The following is a 25,144-nucleotide window of genomic DNA, read 5'->3' as shown; positions in this document are numbered from 1 at the left end:
CTCAGGGTTGGGGCCTCTGCAGGGCGTCGAGCTTCTTGAAGTCCTCCAGCGGCTGGCTCGGCGGGAAGTCGTCCAGTTCACAGAGCTGGCGCAGCTCGACCACGGCGTCCTTGCCGCGGCCGGCCGGGTTGGGGAAACGGCGGCTCCACTCCAGCGCTTCTTCGCGCGAACGCACCTGGATCAGGGTGTAGCCGGCGATGAGCTCCCTGGCTTCGGCAAACGGGCCATCGACGATGCGCTTGCTGCCATCGGCGCTGTGGTGCACACGCCAGCCTTTGCTGCTGGGGTGCAGGCCCGAGCCGTCGAGCAGCACACCGGCCTGGGCCATCTCCTCGTGGTAACGCACCATCTCGGCCATGAGCGCCTCGTCGGGCGCGGGGCTGGTTTCGGCTTCGAATTCGTCGCAGGACTTGACGATGATCATGAATCGCATGGGCTTCTCCTGGTGACCGGGGTCGGTTGGGTTGTCTCAACCGGTACGACGAAGCAGCAGCGGCGTTTTCGACACGCTCATTCGTAACAGGGCGCCAGGGCCCGCACCTCCACCGTGGCCCACTCGGCTGCCGGGCATTCGTGGGCAATGGCCACGGCCTCATCGAGGCTGGCGCAATCGAGCAAAAAAAAGCCGCCCACCATTTCCTTGGCCTCGGCAAACGGGCCATCCACCACGGTCGCCCGCCCGGCGGTGGTGGACACGCGCACCGCGCTGGTCTGGGAAGCCAGCGATTCGGAAGCCCTCAGCTTGCCCTGCGCTTGCAGGCTTTCACCAAAACGCTGCATGCGGCCATACAGCTCGCGGCCTTCGGCTTCGGTGCGGGTGGCGCGCTGCGTGGTGGGTTCGATGATCAACAGCATGTAGGACATGGGGTCTCCAGACGGGGTTGGCAGCAGGCCGAACATCCTACACAGCACAGGGTTTCTTTGACACCTTCATTGGGGTCTTGGCGCACGGCGCTGCAGCACCGCGCCAGCGCCGATACGATGACCGGCATGACCAACACCACCCCCGCCCAGAGCTGCATGACCGTGCTGTACGACGGTGATTGCCCGCTGTGCCGCCGCGAGATCGCCGTCTACCAGGGCCTGGCGGCGCGCGAGCCGGTGCGCTGGGTCGACGTGAGCGCGCCCGGCACCGCACTGCCCGACGAACGCAGCACGTTGATGGCCCGCTTTCATGTGCAGCGTGAAGACGGCAGCCTGCTCAGCGGCGCCGAGGCCTTTCTGGCGCTGTGGGCGCGCCTGCCGGGCTGGCGCTGGCTCGCCTTTCTGGGCCGCGTGCCGGGGGCGGCCTGGCTGATGGAGCGCGCCTACGTGGGTTTCCTGCGCGTGCGCCCGGTCATGCAGCGCGTGGCGCGCGGGCTGGACGCACCCGCCGTGCCCGACGACATGCTGGCCGAGCTGCGATCGGACCACGCGGGTGAAACCGGTGCCGTGTGGATCTACCGCGGCATCGCGCTGGTGACGCGCGATGCCCAACTCAAGGCCTTTGCGCAGCGCCACGGTGCCACCGAAGAAGACCACCTGCGGCGCGTGTGCGAGGTGCTGCCCTGGGCACGGCGCAGCTGGCTGCTGCCGGCCTGGCGGGTGGCGGGTTTCCTCACCGGCGCCCTGCCCGCGCTGGTGGGCCCGCGCGCGGTGCACGCCACCATCGCGTCGGTGGAAACCTTTGTGGACCACCACTACCAGCAACAGATCGACCGCATCGAAGGACGTCCCGGTGTGGATGCTCTGCGCGCCTTGCTGGTCGAATGCCAGGCCGACGAGGTGGCCCACCGCGACGAGGCGCTGGCCCTGCAGACCCAGCCGCCCGGGGTATTGCTGCGAGCCTGGTGCGCGCTGGTGGGCAGCGGCTCGGCCATGGCGGTCAGGCTCGCGCGGCTGGTCTGACCCGGCGGCGTCGCCAACGGACTTGACCCGCGTCACCCCTTGCGGAGAATCCCCGCCCATGAACACCACCTTTGAAGCCTTCCGCCAGCAACGCCTCACCGAGGGATTCGATGAGGTGCTGGAGCGCGAATGGGCACCCCTCACCGTGCTCGACACCCACTCCCATCCTTTTGCCGCCAACGCGCTGGTGGCACGCGGCGAGATGTGGCTCACGGTGGGCGAGCACACGCGCCACCTGCGGGCAGGTGACAGCTTCGAGCTGGACGCGCATGTGCCGCACGCCGAGCGCTACGGCGCCGAGGGCGCGGCCTACTGGGTGGCGCGGCGCAACGCCTGAACCGCCTGGCGCCTTCCCCCATCCGGGGGGTGGCGTTGTCACGCGGCGGGTGCACAGTGGTGGTCACCATCTTGCGGAGGACTCGCCATGAATCTCAAGCAACTCAGCATCGGCTCGTTCAACCTGTACAACCTGAACGAACCCGGCCTGCCGATGTACACGGACAAAACCGGCTGGACCCAGGCCCAGTACGACCGCAAGATCGGCTGGACTGCGCACCAGCTCCAGTCGCTGGACGCTGACGTGTTCGGGCTGCAGGAAATGTGGAACGTGGTGTCGGTGCAGCGCGCGCTCACCTCCGCCGGTGTGGCCGACAACTACGACCTGCTGGCACCACCCAACTCCAACGGCAAACGCATCGACTGCGGTGCCCTCGTGCGCAAAGGTTTGCTCACGGGTCAGCCCGAGTGGATCACGAAGTTCCCACCCGGCTTTGTGCTGCGCTCCACCGGCGACGACCCACAAACGCCCAGCATCGGCGTGAACATCAAGGGCTACTCCCGGGCGGTGCTGCACTTCACCATCCAGCCGCGCAAACCCGGCCCCGAGGTGCATGTGTACGTGTGCCACTTCAAGTCCAAAGGGCCGACCCAGGTCTTCAACGAGAAGTGGTTCAAGGCCGACAAGGTGCTCTACAGCAAACACGCCACCGGCCTGGGCGCGGCCATCTCCACCATCCGGCGCACGGCCGAGGCCACGGCGCTGCGGTTTCTGTTGTCCGAACAGATGAAGGGCAACGACACCCCGGTGATCGTGCTGGGCGACATCAACGACGGCCAGCACAGCAACACCGCCAACATCCTCACAGAGCAGCCGCGGTATCTGGTGGGCGAGAGCAAGGGCGGTGGCGACACATCGCTCTACACCGCACAGACCCTGCAGGAATACCGCGACACCCGCGACGTGTACTACACCCATGTGCACCAGGACATCCGTGAGTCGCTGGACCACATCCTGGTGAGCCAGGAGTTCTACGACAACAGCAAGAAGCGGCTCTGGATGTTCGACGGCCTGGTGATCAACAACGACCACCTGAACTTCGAGGACCACAAGACCCTGGGCACTGGCGACCACGGGATCATCCGGGCGACGTTCAGGTACAGCCCGGCGAAGGTGGTTTGAATCTCAGGCGCTGGCCACCGGCTCCAGCAGCACATACAGACCCATCACCGGCTTTTTCTGGTCTTCGCGCAGCGGGGCCTGCCAGCTCTGGCGCACGCGAAAGCCGTTGAGCGTGGCGAGGCGGTCGATGTAGGCGGGTGAGTGCGCGTAGCGCAGGCTGGGCAGGAGTTTGAGTTCGCTGCCGTCGCTGGCGAGTTCCACCGAAAACGCAAAACACGCACCCGGCTGCAGGCGAGAGCGCACCGCCTCGAACACCGCGTCGAGCGCGCCCACGTAGATGAACACGTCGGCTGCCATCACGAGATCCACCGGCTCGGTGCTCTCGCGCAAGAACGCCAGCAGATCGCCGTGCACCACGCGCCGGTAGGCGCCACTGGCCTTCGCCTGCGACACCATGGCGGAAGACAGGTCGACACCCTCAACCGAACCGGCCTGCGCCTGGATCAGGCGGCCACACAGGCCGGTGCCGCAGCCCAGGTCGAGCACACGCTCGAAGCGCTGGCCGCTGGCGCGCAACGGCGCCAGCAGGGTGGTGTGCGCCTGGTAGTTCAGTTGCTCGACCAGGTGGGTCTGGAACTCATCGGCGTATTCGTCGAACAGCGCCTCCACATACAGCGACGGTGGATGGGCCGGCGCGGCACCGCCCTGCACCGACGACAAATAAAAGCGGTTGAGGGTTTCGTCACCGCCGTTCGCCAGCGCCTGCTCGTAAGAGCGCGCGGCTTCGGCGTAGCGCCCGGTGTCGCGCATCAGGCTGCCGCGCTGGCTCCAGGCTTCGGCCAGGGTGGGCTCCACCGCCACCGCCTGGTCGAGCGCGTGCAGCGCCTCCATGGGCTGTTGCAGGCGCATGCGGCACATGGCCAGCGACAGCCAGAGCTGGCCGGTGACGGCGCCCAGCTGGATACCGGTTTGCAAGGCATGCGCCGCCTCGCTCCATCGGGACAGCGCCTCCTGCGACAGACCGAGCGCAACCCAGGCATCGCGGTGGGTGGGGTCGGCCTGGGTGGCCTGCGTGAGCGTGGCCACGGCCTGCGGCCATTGCCGCAACCGGCACTGGGTCACGCCCAGGTTGGCCAGGAGGGAGGGCCGCCCGGGCACCAGGGCCAGCGCGGCCTGGTAACACGCAGCAGCCTCTTCGAGGCGACCGGCTTCGAAGAGGGCGTTGCCTTCAAAAAACAGGGTTCTGGCGGGCTGGGTGGGGTCGGTGTCGCTCATGGAGCGGGACCTTACACCACCCGTCCTGCCCGGCACAAACAGTTGTCTCCGCCGTCGGCAGGCAGCGTCGGCCTCAGCCCGTCTGGGTGCTGACGTTTCACAAGGGCTTGCGGGCAACGATGAAGGCCCTGATGTCCTTGCCCCGGGTTCCATGTCGCTCGACCGAAACCAGCGCCATGCCCTGCCGGGTGATGGCCGACTGCAGATCGTCGCCCTTGAAGCAAAGAACATGCGGTGCCTTGCCCATGGCGCGCATGAGTGGCAACGCCAGGTGGGGGATCAAGGGATTCATTTCCCCGACGCAGGGCGTCTTGGTGACCAACAAGCCGCCCGGCTTCAGTGCCTGTATCGCAAGCGACAGCGTGTGATCCAGATCGCTCACCAGGTGCAGCAGGTTGAACGCCAGCACGGCGTGGTACGCGCCGTGTGCAAAGGCCGGGGTATCCGCATCAGCGAGAGCGAAGCTCAAGCCACGCACCGGCCGATGCGCCAGCTTGTCCCGGGCGATGGCAATCATGTCGGCGGAGAAATCGGTGGCCAGCAGGCTGCGGGTCGACGGCGCCAGCTGCAGGGCGGTGGTGCCCGTGCCGCAGCCGATTTCCAGCACATCCTGATCGACGGACAGCCAGGTCCGCACGCGCCGCAGCGTGGCTTCGTAACCCGCCATGTCGGCAATCGGGTCCGATGCGTACTTGCGTGCAATGCGGTCCCAGAAAACCGCCTTGGGGTTGGGGGCGGTGCGGGCCTGCGCAGACGACGGGGCGGGCGCGGAGTGAGCAGTGGTGTGCAGGGCCATGGGTGCGAAAGATTGAGGGTGTGTGATCGGTCGTCCGCATACTATCCATGCGTTGCATCGCAGGGAATTGCGATTATTTGCAGCGGGGATATGCGTTTTTGTATGAATCAACTCGACTGGAACCAGCTCAAGGCCTTTCTTGAAACGGCCGACACCGGCTCGCTGTCGGCCGCCGCCCGCAAGCTCGGCCTGACCCAGCCGACCCTGAGTCGCCAGGTGGCGGCCATCGAACGGCAGATGGGCGTGACCCTGTTTGAGCGCGTGGGCAAGTCCATGTCGCTCACCCCGACCGGACTCGAACTGCTGGAACACGCACGCGCGATGGGCGCCGCCGCCGAAGCGCTGAGCCTGGCGGCCACCGGTCGTTCGCAGGCGGTGGGCGGGGTGGTGTCCGTCTCGGCCACCGACGCAGTGGCCGCCCACTTGTTGCCCCCGATGGTGCGCCGGCTGCGCGAGCAGGAACCGGGCATCGCCATCGAGGTGATTGCCTCCAATGCACTGAGCGATCTGCTGCGCCGGGAGGCGGACATCGCCATCCGTCATGTCAAGCCTGAGCAACCCGACCTGATCGCCCGCCTGATCCGCGAAGCCTCCGCCAGCTTCTATGCGTCTGAAGACTGGGTTCGCATCCACGGTCATCCGCGCAACGCCGACGATGCGGCGCATCTCGCCTTTGTGGGCGCGGATCGGTCCGGTCAGTATCTTTCCTACCTGCGCCAGCACGGGCTGCCGTTGAGCGAGGCCAATTTCAGCTGCTACGCAGAGCACTCGGTGGCGAGCTGGTCGCTGGTGCGCCAGGGCATGGGCATTGGCGCCATGATGGACGAGATCGCGCGTGAAACGCCGGGCGTGGTGCGGGTGCTCGACGATGTTCCCCGGGTGCACTTCCCCATCTGGCTGGTCAGCCATCGTGAATTGCGCACCTCCCGGCGCATCCGGGTGGTGTTCGAGGCGTTGGCGCAAGGCCTGGCCTGACGCTGAAGTTCAGGGTCCGACCTGCCCTTTGGGGCAGTTAGGCGGATTCTTTGACCGGGCACAAAATACGGCGCATCGGAACTGAGTCGCGCAAGCGCTGCCTATGAACCTGCTCCTCGTCGACGACCACCCCATGTTCGGCGTTGGCTTTGTGCACGCACTGACCCACGCGCGCGAGGGCGTGCAGGCCCGTGCAGTGCTGAGCCTGGAGACCGCGCTGGAGACCGCCTGGCGCTGGCCCGAACTGGACCTGGTGCTGATTGACTACCGCCTGGCGGGTGACGACGGGCTGGAGGGTCTGCGTCGATTTGGCGCGCGGCACCCGTTGGTGGCCCGGGTGCTGATCTCCGGCCAGGAGGACGCAGGGTTGCAGGCGCAGGCGCGTGCGGCTGGCGCTTCGGGCTTCGTGGGCAAATCACTGCCGATCACGCACATCCTCAATGCGCTCGACCGGGTGGTGCGCGGTGGCGAGTGGTTCGACCACACCGCAGAGCCTGTGGAGCCAAGGGCAGGCCCGACCGCGCGCCAACTGGAGGTGCTGAGCCTGATCGCACGGGGCCAGCAAAACAAGCAGATTTCCCAGGAACTGGGCATTGCCGAACGCACGGTGAAGCTCCATGTCACGGCGTTGCTCGGGGCGCTGGGCGCGCGCAACCGAACCCACCTGCTGGTGCGCGCGCGCGAGGCGGGGCTCTCCTGAATGCCCGCACGGTCAAAGCCCCATGGCGCCGAGGCCACCGCGCTCGAGATCGAGCAGATAGAGCACCTCATCCGCACCACCCCGGTGGCATGGCTGCTCAGCATGTTGGGGGCCCTGATCTGCTACGTGCAGTTCATGGAGACCCAGGCAGGACACTCGCTTGACTGGTGGTTCGGTGCCTTTTGCGCCGTGAGTCTCGCCCGCCTGGTGGCGGCACTCTTTCATGTGTTCTCCCGCCTGGTGGCACCGCTCTCCCTGCTGCCTCGCGGCCGGCCGATGTCACCCTCGCGCGCCTGGGTGCGCGGCTGGCTGGCGAGCACCCTCGTGCACGCTGCGCAGTGGGGCATGCTGCCTTTTGTGCTGCTCTCCCCGGGCACGGCACAAGCCGAGTCGATCCTGCACATGACGCTGGTGGCCATTGCCATGGGAGGATCGGTGCGGCTGCCCGGTTTTCCCCGCGTTCTCGTGGCGCACGTGTTGCTGGTGCTCGGCCCGCTCATCCTGCGCGACCTGCTGCTTGCCGACACCTACCTGGCCCTCATGGTGCTGCTGGTGTTCCTGATCGGTGTGTATGCCCTGGCCAGCGGCCGCAACCAGTCTCGCGTGTTGCGCGAACTCCAGACGCAGCGCGAGCGCAACGAGGAACTCATCACAGAACTGCAGCATGAGAACCAACGCAGCGAGGCCGCGCGCAATGCCGCCGAGCAAGCCAGCGCGGCACGCACACGCTTCTTTGCCGCGGCCAACCACGACCTGCGCCAACCGCTGCACGCCATGGGCCTGCTGTCGCAGACACTGATCGACCGACCGAAAGAGGTGGACGTCGACGAGGTCGCCCGGCACATCGGCGAATGTGTCGACGGCATGGCGTTGGTGATCGATGACCTGCTGGAGATCACCCGCCTCGACGTGGGCAACCTGGCGCCACAGTGGTCGGTTTTTTCTCTTCAGGAGCTCGTGCGCGAATGCAGTCGGCCATACGAGCCGCTGGCACGTGCCAAGGGGTTGCAGATGGTCAACGACGTGCCTGCGCTGGTGGTTCGCAGCGACCGCGCCCTGCTGTCGCGCGTGCTGTCCAACTTGCTGTTCAACGCCATCCGCTACACGACGCAGGGCCAGGTCCGTGTGCATGCCGTCGCTGGTGAGCATTCGGTGCAAGTGCGCGTTGAGGACACCGGCATCGGCATGGCGAGCAGCGACCTCCCCCGCATCTTCGACGAGTTCTACCAGGTGGGCAATCCGGCGCGTGACCGCAGGCTGGGCCTGGGGTTGGGACTCGCCACCGTCAAGCGCCTGAGCGATCTGCTGGGCCTGGGCGTGTCGGTGGAGTCGGAGCTGGGGCGCGGCAGCACGTTCTCGCTCATGTTGCCCCTGGCACCCGCTTCAACGCCGCCCATCACCACTTCCCATCCGCTGCCTGTGACGGAGTCTTCATTCCCTGCACGCCGGGTGTTGGTGGTGGAAGACGACGCCGACTCCCGCGCTGCGCTGGTTGGCCTGCTGCGCTCCTGGGGTTGCGACGTTCAATCGGCAACGAACGCTCCCTCCAGCTTGCAGATCGTGCGCGATGGCTTTCGCGCCGAGGCACTCGTGGTCGACCTTCGCCTGGCCGATGGTGCAAGCGGGATCGATGCCGTGCATGAACTGCGACAGGCACTCGACGACGAGATGTTGCCCGCACTGATCGTCACGGGTGACGCCGGCAGTGACCAACTGGAGAGCGCGCGCGACTTCGGCCTGGCGGCGATGGTCAAGCCTGTGCGCCCGGTGCGGCTGCGCGCCTTCCTGGCGCATGCGTTTGCACAAGCTTCGCTGCTCCAAGCCTGATCGGGGGGCACCGCCCCAGCGCGCGCAAGACAGCACCTTGGGGCAGGTCAACCACGCTTTCGACGCATGCCCGAAGGTGCTGTTCGCCGCAGCGCCCCCCTTCCCTAGCATCCCGTTCCATCCCCAATACAAGGAGCTGGAACTTCATGAATGCGAAAACAACCGGGCTTCTGTCGGCCCTCCTCTCGGTGGTGCTGCTGGCCGCATGCGGCGGCGGTGGCTCGGGTGCACCGATGCCTCCAACGCCCAACGCCCGATCCCTCACCGTCACCCTCAGCGGCAACGGCCTCATCAGCTCGCAGCCCGATGGCATCCGCTGCGGCAGCGAGTGCGTGGCCGACTTTTCCGAAGGCACCGTCGTCACGCTCACGGCCACACCCGGCTCGCGCCAGCAACTCAACGGATGGAGCGGCGCCTGCACCGGCACAGCGCTCACCTGCACGGTGACCATGACCGAAGCGCGCACTGTGCGGGCCAACTTTGGCGCCAGCCCCGCAACACGATTCCCGCTGACCGTATCGACCACCGGCGACGGGCGCGTGACCTCGGTCCCTGCCGGCATCGACTGCGGCAGCACCTGTGGCGCGAGCTACGACGCAGACACGGTGGTGACGCTCACGGCTGCCGCTGGCGCCGGCCAGGTGTTTGACGGCTGGGGCGGCGCCTGCAACGGCACCACGCCCACCTGCAGCGTCGCTGTGAGCGCCGCGCGAAGCGTGAGCGCTGCGTTCCGCGTGAGTGCACCCGTGGCAGGATGGGGCGAACTGGTGCGACTGGCAGGCGCGGGAGCGTCAGCGCCGGTGGTGGTGATCGACAACAACGAGCGTGCCACTGCGGTGTGGCTGCGCCTTCAGGCGGGCACCGCCGAAAACCACGTGTGGGCCAGTCGCTCCAGTGGCGGAGGCACCTGGTCCACGCCCGAGCGGCTGGAAACGAACGTGGGCAATGTCACCCGGTTGCGGCTCTCCATCGACCGCAACAGCGGCTTCGGCATGTTGCTGTGGACGCAGACCGGCAGCACGCAAGACCTGCACGCACGGGCGCTCGACCCGGTGAATGGTTGGGGGCCTGAAGTCCGGGTGGAGAACAGTGCAGGCGTGGTGGGCGAGAGCACCGTGGGTGTTGACGCTGCTGGCAACGCGGTGGCCGTGTGGTCGCAAATCGGACCGGCGACCCGCTTCAGCATCTACGCCAGTCGCTACACGCCGGTTGGCGGCTGGGGCACGCCGGAACTCCTGGAAAACAACGAAGTGGTGGGCAGCGTGGACGGCGACCCCGTCGTGGGCGTCACACCCGCCGGCGAAGCCCTGGCGGTGTGGAAGCGCTCCGGCGCAGGCAATGGCAACGGGCTGTGGAGCAACCGGTACTCGGTGGCCACTGGCTGGACAACGCCTTCGCAAGCTGTGGCAGACGCCGGTTCGTTGCAAAGCATCGGAAGACACGACCTCGTCGTGGCCGACAACGCCTACGCGCTTCTGGCGTGGGGACAGCTCGACATCAGCGGTGGCACCGGCAACAACGGCATCCGGTTCAAACGATACGAATCGGGCGCCTGGTCGCAGGGCAGCAGTGCCGTCACGGCCCCGGTTCCCAACAGCCAGGGCTTCATCAGCATTCCTGTGTTGCGCGCCAACGCCAGCGGTGACGCCATGGTGGCCTGGGTTGAATTCGACAACACGCTGCGGGTGGCCAGTGCGCCCGCGGGTGGCGCATTCGCCGGCGTGACTGCGGTGCGAGCGGCCAATGCAGGGACCTGGCTGGGTCTGCCGGCGCTCGGTATCGACGATTCGCGCAACGCATTGATTGCCTGGGCCGATCCGGTCAGCAGGGACGCCATGGTCGCCCGCTACACCGTCGCCGCAGGCTGGGCCGCCGCCGTGGCGAACGAGAACTACCCCGACCCCTCGAACCCGCCCGCCTTGGCCATGAACGAACGCGGCAACGCCGTCATGGGCTGGGCCCAGTTTTTCGGCAACGTGGGCGACGAGATCGTGCTGCGGCGCTACACGTCGGGCCGCTGAGTGCGGGCCTGTTGCCCGCGACAGGTCATCCGGGCCCATGGGCCTTGAGACAGCCGTTTCATTTCATCAACACTTTGGAGATCTGCATGTTTTTTCGAGCCATCGCACTGTTCGTCGCTCCACTGGCGATTCTCACGGGATGTTCCTCCACCATGAAGCAGGAGGATCTGGAAGCGCGCACGGCCATGGCCGTCGGGCGATCGGTGGGCCAGTTCACCATCACCGACCGCACCGAGGACACAGGTGGCCGGGTCAACTACACGGTGAACGTCAAAAACGGCGGCTCGTACCGTTGTTACCTGTACGGAGCCACGGCCTTCCAGAAGGCCATGAGCTTCGGACAGACACCGCACTCCGATGCCGTTTGCAACGCCGTGGTGGGTGGCCAGAACCGCAGCGGCAGCAAGGCGCCCGCGGCAGCGGGAGACCGCAACAGCGCAGGACAATGCAACGCCTTGATGAAGGCGGCCGGGCGGTGTTGAATCTGGCGGGCAAGGGCGCAGCGGCTTGGGGCGCTCCTTGGATGGCTTGGCCCATGAAGGCGCCTTCGATCACACGGATCGTCGCGTGCCTGCTGGCGTTGGGCGCCGCATCGGTCCTGGCGGCAGATGCCGGAGAGCGCAAGTTCATTCGAAAGGGCATGGGCGAGGGCGAGGTGATCCTGAAGATCGGCAAGCCCGACCACGAAGCGTTCAGGCGCTTGGTCCGGGGAGAGCCCGAGGAAAAAACCTGGACCTACTTTCCACACGCCAGAGACCGTCAAACCATGACGGTCCTCACGTTTCATTCGGGTGTGGTGACAGAGATCAGTCGCCGGATCGCCAGGTAAACCTGGCACGGTGGATGGCTCGACGTGGACCCAAGGCTTGGAGGGACCGCGACTCGGCCGCATTGCGATGTGTTCAATGGAACAACGCAAGTTTTTATCAGGCATCACGATTGCCTTTTTTCCATGTACTGGTGTGCCCAGCGCTCGCGCCCTTTTGTTTCAGTGAAATCTCGGCCACGCGCACACAGTCCGGTGGGACGCCTGCAACGGTCAAAATTTTCAACGCTCAGTCCAATCCCGAAATGCGTGGTTTCGGCACGCTCACGTTCGCCGTTCCAGGCATGAACGCCGCCCTTGCGGGCATGGGAGAAAAGCAGGACTTCATGGTCAGCATTGAAAGACAGGAAGTTTTCAAAATGAGTTGGAGAGATGGTGCCGCTGCTCGCGACGCATTGCGAAGTTGCATTGGGCAAAACTGAAATGTCTGAAGACTCGTTTGCGCAGCCAGTTGATCGCTTGCAGCGGTTGCAGCGGTTGCAGCAAATGACCGGTTTCGTCTGGTGCGTTCGTTCGTGGTGCCGGGTCTGGCCAACATCAACCTGGCGCGTCAGCGCCTCGTGACATTTCTGTCAACGAGAGGCGCCATGTTCAAAGTCCGCCGAAGATCGAGCCCGGTGCAACGAGCGGCAGGAAGAGAAAGAAGGTGGAGCCCTCACCCAGCGCAGATTCGGCCCACATGCGGCCTCCATGCGCCAGGACAATTCGCTGGCACAGCGCCAGGCCGATACCGTCACCGCTGACGACATCGTCCGGGTTGGCGCGACCGAACATCTGAAAGATGTGCGACTGCATGACGGGATCGAATCCGCAGCCGTTGTCGTTCAAGGACAGCGTCCAGCCACTGTCCGTGCTGGCGCAAGCGAAGGCCAGCTGCATCACTTCCTGAGGACGGCTGTACTTGAAAGCGTTGTCGATCAAGTTTGTCCAGACTTCGCGAAACAGCACGGGATCCACCAGGACTTCGGGCAATGCTTCCACACCAACGGCCTGAAACCGGCGATCCTGAAATGAGGCCGCCACTTCCACGAGACACTCGTTGACCAGATCTGCCATGGCAACCAGGGAAGGGCTGATCCCCAGCCGCCCCAGGCGCGAGAAACGCAGCAGACCGTCAATCTGCGACTGCAGAAGTTTGCCGGCGGAGACGATTTTCCGGCAATAGGACTTGGCGGATGCCATGTCACCTGCCACCAGGGATTCCTCCAGAATTTCAGCATAGCTGGCCATGTGCCGGACCGGCTTCTTCAAGTCGTGCGACAGGGCGTGTGAAAACGCCTCCAGTGAACGATTGGCCTCCTCAAGGTGATGTGTCCTTTCGCCCACCATGGCCCGCAGCTTCTCGTTCGTCAGGCGCTTTTGCTCAATCAATTCCTTGTACAGGCTCACGTCCTGGACGGTCCACGTCGCCGGAAGCCGGATCCTGTCGCCGTTTTTCACCGGAACTCCACGGCAGCGCACCCACCGGCGTCGCCCCTTGTGGGTCGTTATGGGCAGTTCACGGTCGAATTCCTCCCCGCTCTGCATGACCTCTTCCAGTCCCTTGAGCAGTTCCAGTTGCGTCTGCGGGCAGAGGTAGTCGAGTACGGCTTCAGGGGTCTTGGGCGCTTCGTCCCCGGGAAGCTCAAGGATGGAATACACCTCGCTGGACCATCGCACCAGGCCCGTGGCGGCATTGAATTCGATGCGGCCGAGACGCGCCAGCCGCTGAGCCACCTGCAAATGGTGCTGGAGCTCGGCGTTGGCTTTTTCAAGCGCACGCTTCTCGCTGATGTCGCTCTGAATTGAAAAGTAGGCCACCACCTTGCCCTGATCGTCCCGGATGGGCTCGATATTCAGCAACGCCACGTATGGCTCACCGTTCTTGCGATAGTTGACGATTTCGGCTGCAGGCACCGAACGTCCTTGAAGCAAACGATCGCGCAGGCGTTGCTTGATCAAAGGATCGGTCAAGGGCCCGTGCAACTGCTCTCCTGCCCGCTTGCCTTGTACTTCTTCAAGCTTCCAGCCGGTGATTCTGGTGTAGGTCTGGTTCACCCAGCGGATCCGTTGCGAAGAATCGGTGATCACCACCATGTTGGCGCTTTGCTCCACGATCTTCTCCAGAACAAGCAGCCAGGAGGTCAGGTCGTTGAGCTCGTCGGTGGTGTCCCGCATGGATGGCGTCTCCTCATGAGTGGGTGATGGATCTCGGGCTCCTCAAGTTGCCCTGCAATGATCTGCTTCGGTGTTTGAACACGTCACGTGCATTGATCATCGACAAAAGTGAGGAATTCGCAGGACTATCAGCATGCTTAGTGATTGAGATCACAGACGTTTGTTGCACGTAAGAATTTCACATGGTCTGGGCCACTAGCATCGACTTGCGCTGTTGTTGCCGCAAGAATTGCATGTCGTTTTCTGGGTTGCAGCAAACTTTTGACATACAACATTCCCGCGAATTTTTACGAGCGTGAACAATTCCCTTCAGTTGACGACGGAGCAAAGCCGCAAACCCCGCTGCGATCATTGCTCGACGCAATCACGCTGCCTTTTCGCCACACTGCCCCAGGCAACACACGAACAGCTCTGGTTGCAGGCCCGCGAACGCACATTGGCGGTCGGAGAGCGTTTGGAGACACAGGGAGCTCACGCGCAGACACTCGGGGTGATCAAGGTCGGACTGCTCAATGGCTTGCGACGGGGCCCCGGTGGAGAGGTCAAGCCCATCGTGTTGCTGGGCAAGGGTCGTCTGGTCGGCTTCGCGGCGCCCTTTGGTCAGCCCTCAATGCTGAGCCTGGTGACCATCACCCCGACGCGCGTCTGTGAAGTGGATGTCCAGGCGATCCGGGAGATCGCCATGCACCATCCGCCCTTTCAGCAGGCACTCTACAAGTCCATCACCGACTTCATGGGCTGCATGGGTGACTGGTCTCACCTGCTGCGCCAGGAAAGTTATCTCACCAAGGTGTGTGTTGCGCTGCACCTGATTGCTGCAGAAGAGGGCAACCAGTCCTTCCGCATTCCCAGCCATACCGAGCTGGCCAACGTGCTGGGAGCACGCCGCGAGACCATCGCCAGGCACATCGCCCTTTTGATCGAGACGGGCTTGTTCAGGAAGATCGACCGCTGGCATGGCGTCTTGACGACCCCTGATTGCAGCTCACTGTCAGGGCGTGCTGTCGAATAAGGCGTTGCGCCACCAGCCTTGACTGGGTCGGCAAAGGTCCGCTCATGCAGCGCCCATTGAGCCGACGGCCACCGATCGCTTGCGTCGCTGGCGAAGGGCTTTTCGACCATCAGATGTCCTCGCACAGGCGCACATCGCGGTGGAGGACGCCGAAGTTCGGCCGGTGCTCGTGCGCGTTTCGTCACTTGGCGTTCAGATTTCCAGCATTCGTCCGGATATCCCCCCCAAATCAAGGCTTCACCTTTTGGCCAGTGTCCCGATGCTTCATGCATCGCATTGCTTGCGAATTCAAACTTCGGTCAACCCAATTGGAGAAACGCATGAACCTCACCCAGAACCTCAAGATCGGCACCCGACTGGGTTTGGGCTTTGGCGTGCTGCTGATGCTCATCGTGGGCATGGCCGCCACGGGCTTCGTGGGCGCAGCCAAACTGTTCGCAGAAGTCAAAACCATCTACGAAGACCGCACAGTGCCTCTGGGCAACCTGGCCACCATCAACCAACTCATGATGACCAACCGCGTGCTGGTGATGGACGCCATCCTCCAGCCGGACGACCTGGAGAAGAACCAGGCGCAGGTCCAGGCCAACGCTGCACGCATCAGCACGATCTGGGAAGGCTTCATGGCCACCCACCTCACGCCGAAAGAGGCTCAGTTGGCTCAGGCCTATGCCCCCGCCCGTGCTGCCTTCCTGAACGACGGTTTGCTGCCTGTCCTCACGGCTGTGCGCAGTGGTGATGTCGAAGGCGCGCGGACGATCTACAGCGACAAGGTCGTGCCTCTGGCCCAAACCGCCATCGGCCTGTCTGAACAACTCATCCAGCTCCAGGTGGATGTGGCCGCTCAGGAGTTCAAGCTGGCCCGCGAACTCGAAGTGCTCGTGGAGACTGCAATGATTTCTGCCGCCGCGTTTTCGCTGCTGCTGGGTGTGGGACTGGCCATCGGGATCACCCGCTCCATCACACGGCCCATCAATGAGGCGGTGAAAGTCGCCGAGACCGTGGCCGCAGGCGATCTGACCTCACAGATCAACCCCAGCGGCAGGAACGAGGTCGCCGACTTGCTGCGCGCCCTCAAGTCCATGAACGAAAGCCTGGTCAAGGTGGTGGCCGAAGTGAGAGGGAACGCCGAGAGCGTGGCCACAGCCAGCGCCCAGATCGCGCAAGGCAATGCCGACCTGAGCCAGCGCACCGAGGAGCAGGCCTCGGCGCTGGAGGAAACCTCAGCGTCCATGGAGCAGATGGGCTCGAGCGCCAACCAGAATGCTGACAACGCCCGTCAGGCCAACCAGCTGGCGTCCAGCGCAAGCACTGTGGCCAGGCAAGGTGGCTCGGTGGTTGGTCAGGTGGTCCAGACCATGCGCGACATCAACGACAGCAGCAGGAAGATCAGCGACATCATCGGCGTGATCGATGGCATCGCCTTCCAGACCAACATCCTGGCGCTCAACGCTGCAGTGGAAGCCGCCCGCGCCGGCGAGCAGGGGCGCGGCTTTGCGGTCGTGGCCGCCGAGGTGCGCAACCTGGCCCAGCGCAGTGCCGAAGCAGCCAAAGAGATCAAGGGGCTGATTGGTGCGAGCGTCGAGCGCGTCGAACAGGGAACGGCACTGGTCGATCAAGCCGGCACCACCATGCATGAGATCGTCTCTTCCATCCAGCGGGTCAGTGACATCGTGGGCGAAATCAGCAGCTCCAGCGTCGAGCAAAGCGCCGGGGTCGGTCAGGTCGGGGAGGCGATCAGCCAGATGGACCAGACGACCCAGCAGAACGCCGCGCTGGTCGAGGAGTCTGCAGCGGCTGCGGCGAGCCTGAACACCCAGGCCCAGCTGCTGGTGCAGGCGGTCGAGCATTTCAGACTGTCAGGCAGCAGCGCCCGCACCGACCGCTCGCTCCGCCCTGATGCCGCACATGCTGCCACTCCCGAGACCGCACGTGTGTGACAGGAATGTCTGACAAGAAGTCTGATCCCCCGCGACACGCCCGCTCCAGGAGAACAGGATGCAGCAAGGCTTCATACATTTCCACTCAGCGGGCAATCACCAGAGGCATCTCATGATTGCCGTCGAGTGCCTGTTGCAGCACATGGAAGATCAGAAGAATGGCGAGAGCACCGGGAGCGAGAGCCTGCCCGAGGAGATCATGGAGCAAATCGTTCATCTCTCTCAGGCCATGACTGTGGACATGGAAAAATTCACATGGGCACTGTTCCGGCACACGGAGTGCGATCACGCCATCTGGCAGTTCAAGGAAATCGAAGGGCCTTGCCAACAATTGCTTGATGCCAATCTTTGCGTGGTGGAAACCGCGCATGCCGTGGCCAGCAAGCATGGGCACGCGCCATGGATCATCAGGGCTCTGGCGAATCTTTCAGCGCGCACGAAATTGATCCATGGCCAGTTGTGCGAATACACAAGACTGACCTCCTTCCCTGCTGGACTTCGCGCAAACGGAAATCCGGGGGCATCAGGCCATTGACTGCGTTGCCATCCGCATGACGGAGCAAGCCACAATGGGAACGAGAGGTGCGATGAGGTCAAACGACCGGTTTCGGAGGTACTGCCACCGTTCGGGGCGCAGCTTCGCCAACCGTGGTGATTCAACGTCACGACAGCTCAAGCATGGATGTCCAATGTTGGAGAACTGTCTGAAGCGGCTCCTGCCGCTGGATGCGGTTGCACGCTGAGTCAGATCACCCGGGCGCCGTTCGAAGTCAGCGGCCAGTAGCGGTCCCGGCAAAAGAATTCACCGCTTTGCCGGTCTGATTCCGCGCTGCTGGCCGGGGCACACTGCTAGACTGAAACAAAGTGTCAGCCCGAACCCGCAGCGCCCCGCCCCATGCCGCTCCCGTGAACACCACCCCACCCGGCGAACCGGGCGCCCAGACGCCGGTGAACCTGCTGCCCGCCGCCAACGCGCGCGACCCGCAGCGCATCTGGCTCGGCTTGCTGTCGGTGGTCGCCATCGGGCTGTTCCTGCTCCTGGCCATCGGCCTGCTGGTGTCGCAGCACCAAGCGGCGCTGGACATGGCCAAGGCACAGGCGCAGCGCGAAGTCAAACGCCTCGCGGCTGAACTCGAGGAATCGCTGCGGATGGCGCGGGCCGGCATGGACATCGTGCTCCAGTCGCCCGAAGTGGCCCAGGGCGAGCTGCTCGGGGACCACACCCCGCTGGTCAGGTCCTTGAACCTGCCTTTTTCCCTTCGCCAGACCCAGGCTGCAACGCCCGGGCAAGCCGCTGGCCAGTGGTTGCCCGGTCTGGCCCGCGAGGAAGCGGGTCGATGGGTGGTCCCTCTGACCTGGCAACACCCCCCCGAGCAGGGCGGCCAGACTTTTGAGGTCCTGCTGGACCGCCAGGCCTTGCTGGGCCGGTTTGCCTCTGAAGGCATGTCTGCAGGCGGCAGCATGAGCCTGTTCCGCGTCGAAGACGACGGAGCCACGACCATACTGGTGCGGTACCCGGTGGTCGAGCGGGACCAGGGGCGCACGGTACGCGGCCACGTGACCACCGCCCTGCAGCAGGCACCCAGCGGAGTCATGAAGGTGGTGGCCGTCATCGACGGCGTGCCACGCATTGTGGGCTACCAGCGCATGAACGAAGGGGCCGGGCGACTGGTGATGGTCTACGCGCTTCCGCTCGACGGTGTGCTGGCCACCTGGTCGGCGATGCTGCCCCTGGCCATCGCGCTCACCCTGCTGGTGGCCGCCGCCATGGCCTTTGGAGCCTGGCGCCTGGACCGGGCGATGCACCAGCGGCATCGCAGCGAACGGCATTTCCAGACGCTCACCGGGCACCTGCCCGATGTGGTGGTGCGTTACGACCAGAAGCTGCGGGTCCTCTACGCCAACCCGGCTGTTGAAGCGGCCAACGGACTCAAACCCTCTGAAATGCTGGGCAGAACCCTCAGCGAGATCGGTGCGCCACCAGACATCGCAGCGAAGTGGAATGCGTACATCGAGGGTGTCTTCAGGACCGGGCAGAGCGAAACACTGTGTTTTTCCTACCCTGGCCCTGATGGTCAGCGCCACTGGGAAGCGCAGGCCCTGCTCGAACCGGCGCTTCCCGGTGACAAACCCACGGTGCTGGCGGTGAGCCGCGACATCACCGAACGCCACGAGGCTGAAGCCCGTCGCCTGTCCGCCCAGCAGTTGTTCGAGTCGGTGTTTCGCTCGGCCCCGGAGGCCATGTCCCTCACCGAATGGCACACCGGCCGGCTGGTGCTGGTCAACGATGCGTTCTGCGAACTGTTCGGCCGATCTCGCGAGCAGCTGATCGGCCGATCGACCATCGAGCTGAATCTCTGGCAGTCGCCCTCCATCCGGCACGATCTCATCGAACGCCTGGAGCGCGGTGAAGTGGTGCGCCATGCGGCCGGCAGCAGCTCGCGCCCGGACGGGTCCCTCATCCACGTGCGGTACAGCGCCGAGCGGGTGCAACAGAATGGTGCGCAATGCCTGCTGCTGATGTTCCGCGACGTCACCCAGCTCGAAAGCGAACAGCGTGCGCTGGAGCGCAGCGAGCTGCGGTTCAGGCTGGCGGCGGCCCAGGGCCAGGTCTGGGAATGGGATTTCGATGGTGGATTCATTCAACCCAGCGACGCGTTCTTTGTATCGCTCGGACACCCGGCTCCCTCCACGCAGCAGATGGGGCAGATGTTCCTGGACCTGTTGCACCCCGAAGACCTGCCCCGCCTGCGAATGGTGCTGCAGCGCTTCTTCAAGGGAGAGGACAACTACCAGCTTGAGTTCCGCGCACGCGATGCACAGGGCAGGTACCACTGGTTCGACACCCGGGGCAGCGGCCTGCGCGAGGCCAACGGGCGCGTGACCTACCTTGCTGGCACCACCTTCGACATTTCCGACCGCAAGGCACTCGAAGAAGCGCAGCGCCAAACGCTGGTCCAGCTGGAGACGGTGGCCAACGCTTCACCAGCGCTGATCTGGACCAGCGGAAACGACAAGCGGGCCGATTGGTTCAACGGTGCGTGGCTGGCTTTCACTGGTCGAACCTTGAAACAGGAAGTGGACGACGGCTGGCTGAAGGGAATACATCCCGACGACCAGACCCGGTGCATGACGGCATACTTCAACGCCTTCGAAGCCCGCGAGCCGTTCAGCATGGAACACCGCCTGTGGCACCACAGCGGCGGATACCGGTGGCTGCTGGCGCAAGGTCGACCCCGATTCGATGCAGACAACCGCTTCATCGGCTTCATCGGCTCCTGTCTCGACCTGACAGAGCTGCGCGAGGCAGAGGCCACCGCGCGCGAACGCGGCGCCATGCTCGAGCAGGTGTTCGATGTGCTGCAGGACATGCTGTTCGTGGTTGACGAACACGAACGATTCGTCCACTACCAGGCGGGACGGCAAGACATGTTGTACGCCCCGCCCGAACAGTTCCTGGGTCGCGTCATCGACGACGTGATGCCGCCAGAACCAACCGCCCAGTTGCGCGATGCCTTGGCCCGTGCGCGAAGCCAGGGCCTGCAGGAGATCGAATACAGCCTGGCACTGCCCGACGGCATGCACACCTTCAGCGCCCGCCTGGCCTGGTTGCCCGAAAGCAGGCTTGGCATGTTCGTGGTGCGCGATGTCACCGAACGGCGGGCGGCGCAATTGGAGAGCGAGCGCCTGAACCAGTTTGTATTGTTGTTGTTCGGACTGGCCAACCGTTTCATCAACCTGCCGGTGCACCAGGCGGACGCCGCCATCAGCGAGGCGCTGGGCGACATCGGCGAGTTTCTCCGCGCCGACCGCACCTACCTGTTCGAATACGACTTTGCGGCCGAGACCGGCAGCAACACGCACGAATGGTGTGCCGAGGGCGTCAGTCCGGAAATCGGCAACCTCCAGAACCTGCCTTTCGAGCTCATCCCCGACTGGATCGGCAATCACCGCGTGGACAAGGAGATGCGCGTCCCGGACGTTCAGGCGCTGCCTCCGGGCCATCTGCGCGACCTGCTGGAATCCCAGGGCATCCGCAGCCTGATCGCGCTGCCGCTGACGCACGGCGAGCGCTGCATGGGTTTCGTGGGACTGGACACGGTGCGCAGTACCCACGACTACGGGGAAGAAGAAACCACGCTGCTGCTGCTGTTCGCCCAGATGCTGGTGAACATCCGCCTGCGGGTGGAGGCGCAGGAGCAGATCCGGGGCCTGACCGAAGGCCTCGAGCGCAAGGTCATCGAACGCACAACTCAGCTGGAGACCAGCGTGCAGCAACTCCAGGCGGTCAATCGCGAGCTGGAATCCTTCACCTACTCGGCCTCTCATGACCTGCGCACACCCCTGCGCGGCATCGAAGGCTTCAGCTCGCTGCTGCTCGACGAGCACTCGGACCAGCTGGACGACCAGGGGCGGGAGTACCTCAAGCGAATCCAGCGTGCAACCATCCACATGTCGACGCTGGTCAACGACCTGCTGGCCTATTCGCGGCTGCAGCAACTGACCGACCACATCGAGCCCGTGGACCTCGCTGCGGCCGTGCAGGCGGTGGCAGCGCCATTTCACGACGAGATCGAGGCACGCGGGGGCCAGCTGCAGGTGACGATGGGCGACGGCGTGGCGGTGCGAGCCAATCCCCAGGGGCTGGCCATCGTGCTGCGCAATTTGATGGACAACGCCCTGAAGTTCACACCCGCTGGCCAAGCTCCGCAAATTCGCATTGAGGCGCAGACCTTGAACGACCGGGTGCTGTTGAGCGTGAGCGACAACGGCATCGGTTTCGACATGAAGTACCACGACCGGATCTTTGGCATGTTCCAGCGACTGCACCGGCAAGAACAGATTCCCGGCACCGGCATTGGTCTGGCGCTGGTGCTCAAAGCGGTGGAGCGCATGGGCGGGCGTATCCGGGCACAGAGCACAACTGGCCAGGGTGCCCGCTTCGAGATCGATCTTCCCAGCGCCTGAACGAGCTCAACTTCCTCCGCCGGACCGCGGGATATGAGATGGTCCCGATCGGCAGGCATGGCTCGTGCGAATGCGTGCCGCTGCGCAGTCCGGAAGGCAGTGCACTCGATGTGGGCGAGTGACGCTCAGCGCGGTGAGCGCCTCACACCTTTGAAAAATCCGGCTTGCGACGCTCCATGAACGCACCAAACGCTTCCTTGGCAGCCGGCTCGCCCAGCATGCGGCCAAAGCTCACGCCCTCTTCGGCCATCACGGCCATGACCTGTTTGAGCTGACCCTGCTTCATCAGGCGCTTGGTCTCGATGAGTGAGCTGATGGGCTTGGCGGCCATCTTGCGGGCCACGGTCTGCGCGTAGCCGGCGACTTCGAGCGGGGGCAGCACGCGGTTGACCAGGCCCACTTCCAGCGCGGCTTCGGCCATGAAAGGCTCACCCAGCAGCAAGGCTTCGGCGGCGCGGTGGTAGCCCAGCATCTGCGGCACCAGCAGGCTGCTGGCGGCTTCGGGGCACAGGCCGAGGTTGACGAAGGGCATGGAGAAGGCGGCGTTGTCGCCCGCGTAGACCAGGTCGCAGTGGAACAACAGCGTGGTGCCGATGCCCACGGCCGGGCCACACACGGCGGCGATCAGCGGCTTGGGAAACTGCGCGATGCCGCGCAGGAAGCGGAACACCGGCGACTCGGTGGTGGCGGGCGGGTTGTTCAGAAAGTCGGCAATGTCGTTGCCAGCGGAAAAGATGGCCTCGTTGCCCTGGAACACGACGCAGCGCACCTGCGCGTCGTCCTGCGCGGCCTGCAGCGCGTCGGCCATGGCGCTGTACATGGCGGCAGTGATGGAGTTTTTCTTGTCGGGGCGGTTGAACGTGAGGGTGCAGACGCCGGCTTCGGTGTGGACGAGGATGTCGCTCATGGGGTGTCTCTCGGTGGGCAAAGTAGGCAGCGCAGGGCTGAAGGGGAAGCCGCAAATTACCACGAACGCGCGTGCTTTTCTGGGTCGTGCTCCCGAGTCCTGACGGCTGCGTGACAGCGTGTATCGGCACCGGTTTTCAGCGGGTGCCCGCCTACACTTGGCCGCATTCCGGCGCCTGGGCGCCGCCCTTGCTCACAGGTGTTTCATGCGCTCCCGTTTCATTCCCCTCGTCTTCGCCACGCTGGCGACCTTGCTCGGGCCATTGCCGTCAGCCGCGCAGGGCTCGGTGGCCATTGATCGGCCCCGTGTGGCCCTGGTGCTCTCAGGCGGCGGGGCGCGCGGGTTTGCGCATGTGGGTGTGCTCAAGGCGCTGGAAGCCGCGCAGGTGTCGGTCGACATGATCGTGGGCACCTCCATGGGCGCGATCATCGGCGGCTTGTATGCCAGCGGCATGAAGGCCGACGACCTGGAGCGCGAGATCCTGGCGGTGGACTGGGGTGGCCTTTTCAACAGCCGTGAGCCGCGCCAGTTGCTCTCGCAACGTCGCAAGGAAGAAGACTTTGAACTCTCGCCGGTGTTGCAACTGGGGTTTCGCAATGGCGAGTTCCGCCTGCCCACGGGCGCGGTCTCCAGCCGCTCTCTGGAGGTGCTGCTGCGCCGCTACACGCTGTCCACCCGCCACCTCGAATCGTTTGACCAGTTGCCCACGCCGTTTCGCGCCGTGGCCACCGACATGGAGACCGGGCGGGCGGTGGTGATGGAGCGTGGCGACCTGGCGGCGGCCCTGCGCGCGAGCATGTCGGTGCCCGGGGTGTTCTCGCCCTTGTCGATCAACGACCGCATCCTGGGCGACGGCGGGCTGGTGAACAACCTGCCGGTGGACGTGGCGCGCGCCATGGGGGCCGAGGTGATCATCGCGGTGAACATCGGCACACCGCTGGCCGGGCGCGACACGCTGGGCACGGTGCTGGGCGTGACGGCACAGATGGTCAACATCCTGACCGAGCAGAACGTGCAGGCCAGCATTGCCACGCTCACCCCCAAAGACCTGCTGCTCGCGCCGCCACTGGGCAAACTCACGTCGAGCGATTTCGACAAGGCCGAAGAGCTGGTGAAGATCGGCAACGACTACGCCGGCACAGTGCGCGAGGCGCTCGCGCGCTTCGCGGTGGGCGAGGCTCGTTACGCGCTCTGGGTGCAGTCGCGCAGCGCGCAGGCGCTGGCCAACGCGGACCGCGTGGGCCGCATCGGCGCCATCCGGTTCGAGGGCGTGAGCGAGGAGCGCGCCACGCTGCTCGCCCGGGCGCTGGAGGCCGAGCCTGGCCAACGCGTGGATGTGCCCAGGATCGAGGCGGATTTGCAGAAGCTCTCGGTAGCAGGCGACTACGAGCGCATCGACTACACGCTGACCCGGCGCGAAGACAACGGCACCGAAGACCTCACCATCAACCTGCGCGAAAACGCCTGGGGCCCGAACTACCTGCGCGTGGGTCTGGACCTGCGCACCGATTTCCAGGGCGAGGGCGCGTTCAACCTGCGCATCAGCCACAACCGCCACTGGCTCAACGAGAGCGGAGCCGAGTGGCGCAACCGCGTGCAGCTGGGCGAAACGGTGGGCCTGTTCTCCGAGATCTACCAGCCGCTGGGTGGCAACAGCGAGCGCTTTGTGGCGGCGTATGTGGACGGCAGCATCAGAAAGGTGGAGCTGTTCAGCGACGAGGGTGACGCACTCGCGCTGGTGCAGCGCCAGGGCGTGAAGATCGGCGCCGATGTGGGCTGGCCGATCGGTCTGCGTGGCAGGGTGGGTGAAGCACGGCTGGGCGTGGTGGCCAGTGCGCGGCGCGCCAAGCCGGAGCTGCTGTCGGCGGCGATTCCCGCCGGGGTGAGCACGGTGCGATGGACCGAGCGCGGCCTGCGCGCGGCCGTGATCGCCGACCAGCTCGACTTCGCCAACTTCCCTTCACGCGGCTACCGTGGGCAGGCCGAGCTCTCCTGGGGTCGCCGCGAAGTGGACGGGGGCACCTCCAACGACTTCACCCGCCTGGAGAGCTCGTTCACCGCGGTGAAGACCTGGGGCGTTCACAGCTTCAACCTCGGCGGGCGGCTGGCCTACACCAACCAGATCCCGCTGGCCGCCATCGACGAGTATTCGCTCGGCGGCTTCCAGAATCTCTCGGGCTACCGCACGGCGCAGGTGGCGGGCAACTACCTGCTGTTCGGCCGACTCACGTATTACCAGCGCCTGGCCTACAACGTGGGTGTGGCGCGGGCACTGTTTGTGGGCGGCTCCCTGGAAGCTGGCAACGCCTGGACCGAGCGCAGCGACATCACGCTGCGGCAACTGCGCGGCGCTGGCAGCCTCTTTGTGGGCGCGGACACCGGCATCGGCCCGCTGTACCTGAGCATCGTGAGCGCACCGCGTGGGTACACCGGGCTCTACCTGTTCCTGGGCAG

General features: G+C 64.9%; 21 protein-coding genes and 1 pseudogene. 14 read left to right on the top strand and 8 right to left on the bottom strand.

From position 1 onward, the window contains the following. Position 1: 1 nt before the first annotated feature. Both Q0C59_RS07770 and Q0C59_RS07765 read right to left on the bottom strand, forming a co-directional pair. On the bottom strand, positions 2 to 433 hold the full coding sequence (locus tag Q0C59_RS07770) for a YciI family protein (protein ID WP_291213810.1): 432 nt from the start codon (positions 431 to 433) through the stop codon (positions 2 to 4). Positions 434 to 510: 77 nt separating this feature from the next. After that, positions 511 to 864 (bottom strand): YciI family protein, encoded by a 354-nt coding sequence (locus Q0C59_RS07765; protein WP_291213808.1) that lies wholly within the window; start codon positions 862 to 864, stop codon positions 511 to 513. A 126-nt stretch (positions 865 to 990) separates the two neighbouring features. Between Q0C59_RS07765 and Q0C59_RS07760 the strand changes: the two genes are divergently transcribed. The 3 genes from Q0C59_RS07760 (at position 991) to Q0C59_RS07750 (ending at position 3,346) form a co-directional block, all read left to right on the top strand. Then, a complete protein-coding gene (locus tag Q0C59_RS07760; RefSeq protein WP_291213806.1) occupies positions 991 to 1,887 on the top strand; it encodes a demethoxyubiquinone hydroxylase family protein in 897 nt (298 codons plus the stop codon). A 58-nt stretch (positions 1,888 to 1,945) separates the two neighbouring features. Further along, positions 1,946 to 2,224 carry a cupin domain-containing protein gene (locus Q0C59_RS07755; RefSeq protein ID WP_291213805.1) on the top strand — a complete coding sequence of 93 codons (279 nt, stop codon included), beginning with the start codon at positions 1,946 to 1,948 and terminating at the stop codon, positions 2,222 to 2,224. Positions 2,225 to 2,311: 87 nt separating this feature from the next. Continuing rightward, complete coding sequence (locus Q0C59_RS07750; protein ID WP_291213803.1) at positions 2,312 to 3,346, top strand: endonuclease/exonuclease/phosphatase family protein; 1,035 nt, start codon at positions 2,312 to 2,314, stop codon at positions 3,344 to 3,346. Between the two features lie 3 nt (positions 3,347 to 3,349). Here the strand turns inward: Q0C59_RS07750 and Q0C59_RS07745 are convergent, their stop codons facing one another. Both Q0C59_RS07745 and Q0C59_RS07740 read right to left on the bottom strand, forming a co-directional pair. Beyond that, the gene (locus Q0C59_RS07745) at positions 3,350 to 4,561 is read right to left on the bottom strand and encodes a tetratricopeptide repeat protein (RefSeq protein ID WP_291213801.1); all 1,212 of its coding nucleotides are present in this window, start codon (positions 4,559 to 4,561) and stop codon (positions 3,350 to 3,352) included. Positions 4,562 to 4,658: 97 nt separating this feature from the next. Then, positions 4,659 to 5,357 carry a class I SAM-dependent methyltransferase gene (locus tag Q0C59_RS07740; RefSeq protein WP_291213799.1) on the bottom strand — a complete coding sequence of 233 codons (699 nt, stop codon included), beginning with the start codon at positions 5,355 to 5,357 and terminating at the stop codon, positions 4,659 to 4,661. 102 nt (positions 5,358 to 5,459) lie between these two features. Between Q0C59_RS07740 and Q0C59_RS07735 the strand changes: the two genes are divergently transcribed. The 6 genes from Q0C59_RS07735 (at position 5,460) to Q0C59_RS07710 (ending at position 11,709) form a co-directional block, all read left to right on the top strand. Continuing rightward, complete coding sequence (locus Q0C59_RS07735) at positions 5,460 to 6,332, top strand: LysR family transcriptional regulator (RefSeq protein WP_291213797.1); 873 nt, start codon at positions 5,460 to 5,462, stop codon at positions 6,330 to 6,332. Between the two features lie 103 nt (positions 6,333 to 6,435). Next, positions 6,436 to 7,032 (top strand): LuxR C-terminal-related transcriptional regulator, encoded by a 597-nt coding sequence (locus Q0C59_RS07730; protein WP_291213795.1) that lies wholly within the window; start codon positions 6,436 to 6,438, stop codon positions 7,030 to 7,032. Then, positions 7,033 to 8,859: a hybrid sensor histidine kinase/response regulator gene (locus Q0C59_RS07725; RefSeq protein WP_291213793.1), complete on the top strand. Its 1,827-nt coding sequence runs from the start codon at positions 7,033 to 7,035 to the stop codon at positions 8,857 to 8,859. Between the two features lie 146 nt (positions 8,860 to 9,005). After that, positions 9,006 to 10,880, top strand: a complete 1,875-nt coding sequence (locus Q0C59_RS07720; protein WP_291213791.1) for an InlB B-repeat-containing protein — start codon at positions 9,006 to 9,008, stop codon at positions 10,878 to 10,880. Positions 10,881 to 10,966: 86 nt separating this feature from the next. Next, positions 10,967 to 11,362 carry a hypothetical protein gene (locus Q0C59_RS07715; protein WP_291213789.1) on the top strand — a complete coding sequence of 132 codons (396 nt, stop codon included), beginning with the start codon at positions 10,967 to 10,969 and terminating at the stop codon, positions 11,360 to 11,362. Continuing rightward, positions 11,326 to 11,709, top strand: coding sequence for a hypothetical protein (locus Q0C59_RS07710; RefSeq protein WP_291213787.1), 384 nt, complete (start codon positions 11,326 to 11,328; stop codon positions 11,707 to 11,709). The genes Q0C59_RS07715 and Q0C59_RS07710 overlap by 37 nt, the downstream gene beginning before the upstream one ends. Positions 11,710 to 11,813: 104 nt before the next feature. Here the strand turns inward: Q0C59_RS07710 and Q0C59_RS07705 are convergent, their stop codons facing one another. From Q0C59_RS07705 to Q0C59_RS19700, 3 genes and pseudogenes are all read right to left on the bottom strand, one after another. Further along, positions 11,814 to 12,122 (bottom strand): hypothetical protein, encoded by a 309-nt coding sequence (locus tag Q0C59_RS07705; protein WP_291213785.1) that lies wholly within the window; start codon positions 12,120 to 12,122, stop codon positions 11,814 to 11,816. Between the two features lie 175 nt (positions 12,123 to 12,297). Beyond that, positions 12,298 to 13,035 (bottom strand): ATP-binding protein, encoded by a 738-nt coding sequence (locus Q0C59_RS19705; protein ID WP_407066549.1) that lies wholly within the window; start codon positions 13,033 to 13,035, stop codon positions 12,298 to 12,300. Positions 13,036 to 13,182: 147 nt separating this feature from the next. Further along, positions 13,183 to 13,863: pseudogene (locus tag Q0C59_RS19700) on the bottom strand (PAS domain-containing protein); the annotation flags it as partial. A 295-nt stretch (positions 13,864 to 14,158) separates the two neighbouring features. On the opposite strand from Q0C59_RS19700, the gene Q0C59_RS07695 reads away from it, so the two are divergent. The 4 genes from Q0C59_RS07695 to Q0C59_RS07680 all read left to right on the top strand — a co-directional run bounded on the left by Q0C59_RS07695 (position 14,159) and on the right by Q0C59_RS07680 (position 21,783). Continuing rightward, entirely contained in the window at positions 14,159 to 14,875 is a 717-nt protein-coding gene (locus Q0C59_RS07695; RefSeq protein WP_291213781.1) for a Crp/Fnr family transcriptional regulator, read from the top strand. Between the two features lie 320 nt (positions 14,876 to 15,195). Then, on the top strand, positions 15,196 to 16,815 hold the full coding sequence (locus Q0C59_RS07690) for a methyl-accepting chemotaxis protein (protein ID WP_291213779.1): 1,620 nt from the start codon (positions 15,196 to 15,198) through the stop codon (positions 16,813 to 16,815). Between the two features lie 112 nt (positions 16,816 to 16,927). Next, positions 16,928 to 17,350: a hypothetical protein gene (locus Q0C59_RS07685; protein ID WP_291213777.1), complete on the top strand. Its 423-nt coding sequence runs from the start codon at positions 16,928 to 16,930 to the stop codon at positions 17,348 to 17,350. 371 nt (positions 17,351 to 17,721) lie between these two features. Then, on the top strand, positions 17,722 to 21,783 hold the full coding sequence (locus tag Q0C59_RS07680; RefSeq protein WP_291213775.1) for a PAS domain S-box protein: 4,062 nt from the start codon (positions 17,722 to 17,724) through the stop codon (positions 21,781 to 21,783). Positions 21,784 to 21,925: 142 nt separating this feature from the next. On the opposite strand, the gene Q0C59_RS07675 is transcribed toward Q0C59_RS07680, so the two are convergent. Beyond that, a complete protein-coding gene (locus Q0C59_RS07675; protein ID WP_291213773.1) occupies positions 21,926 to 22,690 on the bottom strand; it encodes an enoyl-CoA hydratase in 765 nt (254 codons plus the stop codon). Between the two features lie 205 nt (positions 22,691 to 22,895). Between Q0C59_RS07675 and Q0C59_RS07670 the strand changes: the two genes are divergently transcribed. After that, positions 22,896 to 25,144: patatin-like phospholipase family protein (locus Q0C59_RS07670; protein WP_291213771.1), on the top strand; the 2,249-nt coding region annotated here is incomplete at its 3' end.

It is taken from the genome of Hydrogenophaga sp., assembly GCF_022844385.1.
Lineage (GTDB): Bacteria > Pseudomonadota > Gammaproteobacteria > Burkholderiales > Burkholderiaceae_C > Hydrogenophaga.
This window is presented reverse-complemented; position numbering and strand designations above follow the sequence as displayed.